The organism is Anaeromyxobacter sp. PSR-1 (assembly GCF_000964525.1).
Taxonomy (GTDB): Bacteria; Myxococcota; Myxococcia; order Myxococcales; family Anaeromyxobacteraceae; genus Anaeromyxobacter.
Genome location: NZ_BAZG01000238.1, coordinates 1 through 5,654, shown reverse-complemented (window position 1 = coordinate 5,654; position 5,654 = coordinate 1). Strand labels below are relative to the sequence as shown.

Genomic DNA, 5,654 nt, shown 5'->3' with positions numbered 1-5,654 from the left:
CGGCGGCGAGCGCGCGCCGAGCGGCGTGGCGCTGGTGGCGCGGGACCTCTCGGCGCAGGTGCGGCTCGACCGGCAGCTCGTGCGCTCCGAGAAGCTCGCCATGGTGGGCAGCCTGGCGGCGGGCCTGGCGCACGAGATCGGCACCCCGCTCAACGTGATCAGCGCGACCGCGGAGTTCCTGCTCCCCGACGCCGGCGAGGAGGCGCGCGCCCAGCTCCGCGGCATCGTCGCCGAGACCGAGCGCATCAGCCGGCTGGTCCGCGACCTGCTCACGTTCGCGCGCGCCACCTCGCCCGGCAAGACCGCCGTGGCGCTGCCCGGCGCGGTCGCGCGGGTGCTCTCGCTGCTGCGCATCACGCTGGAGCGCCGCCGCGTGCGCGTCGAGACCCGGCTCCCGGACGACCTCCCCGAGCTGCACGCCGACCCGGACGGCCTGCACCAGATCCTCCTCAACCTGGTGGTGAACGCCTCGCAGGCGGTGGCCGAGGGCGGGCGGGTGGTCGTGGCGGCGCGCGCGGTGGAGGAGGACGGGGAGCGCTCGGTCCAGCTCGAGGTGCACGACGACGGGCCGGGCGTCCCGCCCGCGCTGCGGGAGCGCGTCCTCGACCCGTTCTTCACCACCCGCGCCGAGGGCACCGGGCTCGGCCTGGCGGTGGTGGCGCGCATCGTGGCCGACCACGGCGGCGACCTCCGGGTCGGCACCGGGCCGCTCGGCGGCGCGTCGTTCACCGTGCAGCTCCCGGCCGAGGAGGTGCGATGAGCGCGGCGGAGGCGGCGGCGGCGGCGCCGCGGGCGGGCGCGCTGCGGGTCCTGGTGGTCGAGGACGACCCGCGCCTGCTCGACATCCTCACCCGGCACCTCGACCGCATGGGCTACGCGGTGCGCGGCGCCGGCGGCGCGGCGGCGGCGCTGCAGCTCCTCGAGGCGGCGCCCGCCGACGTGGTGCTCTCCGACGTGCGCATGCCGGGGATGGACGGCCGCACGCTGCTCGCCGAGGTGCGGGCGCGCCACCCGGACGCGAAGGTGATCCTCATGACCGCGTTCGGCAGCGTGGACGACGCGGTCGAGGCGATGCAGGCCGGCGCCTACAGCTACGTGGTGAAGCCGTTCAAGGTGGAGACGGTCGCGGCCGTGCTGCGCAACGCGGCGCGCGAGCTGGAGCTGCACCGCGAGGTGGACGGGCTGCGCCGCGCCGTGGCGGAGCGCTTCTCCGCCGACCGGCTCATCGGCGGCTCGGCCCGGATGCGCGAGGTGCGCCGGGCGCTGCGCGAGGCGGCCGAGGTGGGCGCCACCGTGCTCCTCACCGGCCGGAGCGGCACCGGCAAGGAGATGGCCGCCCGCGCCATCCACTACGGCGGCCCGCGCGCCGCCGGCCCGTTCGTGCCGGTGAACTGCGCGGCCATCCCCGAGCCGCTGTTCGAGAGCGCGATGTTCGGCCACCGCCGCGGCGCGTTCACCGGCGCGGTCGAGTCCCAGGCCGGCTTCGCGGAGCAGTCGTCCGGCGGCACGCTGTTCCTGGACGAGGTCGCCGAGATCCCGCCCTCGCAGCAGGCGAAGCTGCTCCGCATGCTGCAGGAGGGCGAGGTGACGCCGGTGGGCGCCGCCCGGCCGGTGAAGGTGGACCTGCGGGTGGTCGCCGCCGCGAACCGCGACCTCGAGCAGATGGTGGCGAAGGGGACGTTCCGCGAGGACCTGTTCTACCGGCTGAACGTGCTGCGCATCGAGCTGCCCACGCTCGCCGAGCGCGCCGAGGACGTGCCGGCGCTGGCGGAGCACCTCCTGCTCGCGATCGCGCGCGGCCACGGCCTGCCCGCGCTGGGCTTCACCCCCGAGGCGCTCGCCGCCCTGGAGCGCCACCGCTGGCCGGGGAACGTGCGCGAGCTGCGCAACGCGGTGGAGCGCGCGCTGCTCGCCGCGCGCGGGCGGCGCATCGACGTCGGCGACCTGCCCGCGGCGGTGCGGGCGCCGGCGGGGGCCGAGGCGGCGGCGCCGGCGGGCGAGGGCGGGCTCACGCTCGCCGAGGTGGAGCGCGCGCACGTCGAGAAGGTGCTCGCGATGGTCGGCTGGAACCGCTCCCTCGCGGCGCGGCTGCTCGGCATCGACCGCCGCACGCTGTTCACGAAGATCCAGCGCTACGGGCTCATCGGTCCGCTCCGCCCGGGCCCGGGCGGCGCCGCCGGCGACGACGAGGACGCGCCCGGCTGAGGGCCAACGTACAAGTCGATCCCACCGCCCCCCGCGCAAACCCGCCCCACCCCTCCTCCCCCGCCCCTGCGCGCCCGCGCGCAGCGGCACAGGCGCGCGCGCCGCCTCGCGAATCCGGCCGGGCGCGCCCGCGCGGCGCGCTGGCACCCCGGTTGCTGAAGCGGCCCCCGGCGCCCGCGCGGCGGGCCCCGGCCGTCCACGGTGGACGCCCCGGGCCGCGCGCCGGCGAAGGAGGCCCCATGGACGCTCTCACCCTCGCGCGGCTCCAGTTCGCGGTGACCGCCGGGTTCCACTTCCTGTTCCCGCCGATCACCATCGGCCTGGGCTGGCTGCTCGTGCTGGCCGAGTGGTTCGGCTGGCGGAAGCAGGACGCGGTCTACGTCGAGGTGGCGAAGTTCTTCGGCAGGCTGTTCGCGATCACCTTCGCGGTCGGCGTCGCCACCGGCATCGTGATGGAGTTCCAGTTCGGCACGAACTGGTCGGCCTACTCGAAGTTCGTGGGCGACATCTTCGGCGCGCCGCTCGCCGCCGAGGGCGTGTTCGCGTTCTTCCTCGAGTCCACCTTCCTCGGCCTGTACCTGTGGGGCCGCGGGCGGGTCTCGAAGGGCCTGCACTGGTTCTCGGCGCTCATGGTCGCGGTCGGCGCCACGCTGTCGGCGTTCTGGATCATCGTCGCGAACTCCTGGCAGCAGACGCCCACCGGCTACGTGGTGCGGAACGGCCGCGCCGAGCTGGTGGACTTCTGGGCGGCGGTCTGGAACCCGTCCACGCTGCCGCGCTACTTCCACACGGTGGTGGGCGCGCTGGTGGTGGGCGCGTTCGTGATGGCGGGGGTGGCCGCCTGGCACCTGCTCCGCGACCCCGCGTCGGCGTTCGCGCGCAAGTCCATGAAGCTCGCGGTCGCCTGGGGCCTGCTCGTCTCCTGCCTCGAGGTGATGCCGTTCGGCCACCTCCACGCGCAGCAGGTCGCGCGCACGCAGCCGGAGAAGTTCGCGGCCATCGAGGGGCTCTACACCAGCCAGACCGGCGCGCCGCTGGTGCTGTTCGCGGTGCCGTTCTCCGAGCCGCCGCGGCTGAAGGGCACGCTCGAGATCCCCGGGCTGCTCTCCTGGATGGCGTTCGGCGACACCGGCGCCCACGTGCAGGGGCTCGACCGGTTCCCGCCCGAGAACCGGCCGCCGCTCTGGCTCACCTTCGTGTCGTTCCACAACATGGTGGCGCTGGGCGTGTGGTTCATCGCGATCATGGCCTGGGCCGCGTGGCAGTGGTACCGCGGCCTGCTCTGGACCGACCGGCGCACCCTGCGCGCGCTGCTCGTCTCGCTGCCGCTGCCGGTGGTGGCCTGCCAGCTCGGGTGGGTGGCCGCCGAGGTGGGCCGCCAGCCCTGGATCGTCTACGGCCTGCTGCGCACCGGCCAGGCCCACTCGCCCACCGTGACCGCCGCCGAGATCGCGCTCTCGCTGGGCCTGTTCGGCCTGGTGTACCTCGCGCTCGGCGCGCTGTGGCTGACGCTGATGGTGAAGAAGGCGCGCGTCGCGCCGCGCCTCCCCGCCGCCGAGCAGGCGCGGGCCGCCGCCTGAGAGGAGACCGACCATGGATCTCAACGTCGTCTGGTTCGTGCTGGTGGGCGTCCTCATCGCCGGGTACGCGGTGCTCGACGGGTTCGACCTCGGCGTGGGCGTGCTGTCGCTGCTCGCCCGCGACGAGCAGGAGCGCCAGGTCCACCTGAAGTCGATCGGCCCGGTGTGGGACGGCAACGAGGTGTGGCTGCTCACCGGCGGCGGCGCGCTGTTCGCCGCGTTCCCGGTGGTCTACGCCACGGTGTTCAGCGGCTTCTACCTCGCGCTCATGCTGCTGCTGCTCGCGCTCATCGCCCGGGCGGTGGCGCTCGAGTTCCGCTCGCAGCTCGACGGGGCGGCCTGGCGGCGCGGCTTCGACCTCGCGTTCGGCGTCGGGAGCCTCCTCCCCGCGGTGCTGCTCGGCGTGGCGGTCGGCAACGTGCTGCGCGGCGTCCCGGTCACCGCCGCGCAGGAGTGGGCGGGCAGCTTCCTGGGCCTGCTCCACCCGTACCCGGTGCTGGTGGGGCTGGTGTCGCTCTCGATGTTCACGATGCACGGCGCGCTCTGGCTGCGCATGAAGTCCGAGGGCGCGCTCGAGGCCCGGATGGCCCGCTGGATCCCGCGGCTGTGGGGCGCGTTCGTCGCCACCTACGCCATCGCCACCGCCGCCTCGCTGGTGGAGGCGCCGCACCTGTTCGCCGGCGTGCTCGCGAACCCGCTCTTCCTCGCGCTGACGCTGCTGGTGGTGGCGTCGATCGCCGCGATCCCGGCGCTGAGCCGCCGCGGCGCGGCCGGCAAGGCGTTCCTCGCCTCGTCGGTGGCCATCGTCTCGATGATCCTCGTGGCGGCCGTCTCGATGTTCCCGCGGCTCGTGCCCTCCTCGATCGACCCGGCGAACAGCCTCACCATCTACAACGCGTCCTCCTCGCCCCGGACGCTGGCGGTGATGCTGGTGATCGCGCTGGTCGGGATGCCGCTCGTGATCGGCTACACCGTGCTCGTCTACCGCGTGTTCCGCGGCAAGGTCCGCCCCGGCACCGGCGGCCACTACGACGAGCCCGTTCGCGCCGTCCCGTCCTAGGGGCCGTCCCCGCCCCGAAGGTCCGGCGGCCCCCCTTCCGCCGGTCCCCGCCGCCTCGTCAACCGTGACCTCCAGGCACGGTTGACGAGGCGGTCCTCGCTGGTATCCTGCGCGCTCCGGCCCGGCGATGCCCTTCCTCGTCACCGACAGCGGCGTGCGCCTCGCGTACGCGGACCGCGGCGCCGGCGCGCCGCTCGTGCTGGTCCACGGCTGGTCGCTCTCCTCCGCCGCGTTCGGCGGGCTCGCCGCGCGGCTCCCCGGGCACCGGCTGGTCATGCCCGACCTGCGCGGCCACGGCGACTCCGGCCCCGCCGCCTTCGGGCTGGAGGACCTCGGCCGCGACCTCGCGCTGCTGCTGGATCGCCTCGGCCTCGAGGGCGCGGTGCTGGCGGGCTGGTCGCTCGGCGCCCAGGCCGCGCTCGCCGCGCTCCCCGCGGTGCGCCGCCGGCTGGCCGGGCTGGTGCTGATCTCCGGGACCCCGTGCTTCACGCTCCGTGACGGCTGGCCGCACGGCCTGCCCGCGCAGGCGCTGGAGGTGCTGGCGCACCGGGTCCGCCGCGATCCGGCGCGCGCGGCGGCCCGCTTCTTCGACGGCATGTTCGCGCCCGGCGAGCTCGACGGGCCGGCCGGCGCGCGCGCGGCGGCGCTCCGCGCCGCCATCCCGCCGCCCGCCGCGGCCGCGGCGCTGGCCGGCCTCGACGTGCTCGCCGCGGCCGACCTCCGGCCCGCGCTCGCCGCGGTCGATCTGCCCGCGCTCGTGATCCACGGCACGGCCGACCCGATCTGCCCGCCGGGCGCGGACGGGCGCT

The 5,654-nt window shown here is 75.8% G+C and carries 5 protein-coding genes; all 5 read left to right on the top strand.

From position 1 onward, the window contains the following. Positions 1 to 760: nitrogen regulation protein NR(II) (locus PSR1_RS21235; protein WP_237758186.1), on the top strand; the 760-nt coding region annotated here is incomplete at its 5' end. Next, positions 757 to 2,205, top strand: coding sequence for a sigma-54 dependent transcriptional regulator (locus PSR1_RS21230; protein ID WP_059439362.1), 1,449 nt, complete (start codon positions 757 to 759; stop codon positions 2,203 to 2,205). The genes PSR1_RS21235 and PSR1_RS21230, both read left to right, overlap by 4 nt. 239 nt (positions 2,206 to 2,444) lie before the next feature. Continuing rightward, positions 2,445 to 3,785 (top strand): cytochrome ubiquinol oxidase subunit I, encoded by a 1,341-nt coding sequence (locus PSR1_RS21225; RefSeq protein ID WP_059439361.1) that lies wholly within the window; start codon positions 2,445 to 2,447, stop codon positions 3,783 to 3,785. A 13-nt stretch (positions 3,786 to 3,798) separates the two neighbouring features. Further along, the gene (cydB, locus tag PSR1_RS21220) at positions 3,799 to 4,845 is read left to right on the top strand and encodes a cytochrome d ubiquinol oxidase subunit II (protein ID WP_059439360.1); all 1,047 of its coding nucleotides are present in this window, start codon (positions 3,799 to 3,801) and stop codon (positions 4,843 to 4,845) included. A 127-nt stretch (positions 4,846 to 4,972) separates the two neighbouring features. Beyond that, positions 4,973 to 5,654, top strand: a 682-nt coding sequence (locus PSR1_RS21215) for an alpha/beta fold hydrolase (RefSeq protein WP_059439359.1), incomplete at its 3' end; no start/stop codon positions are given.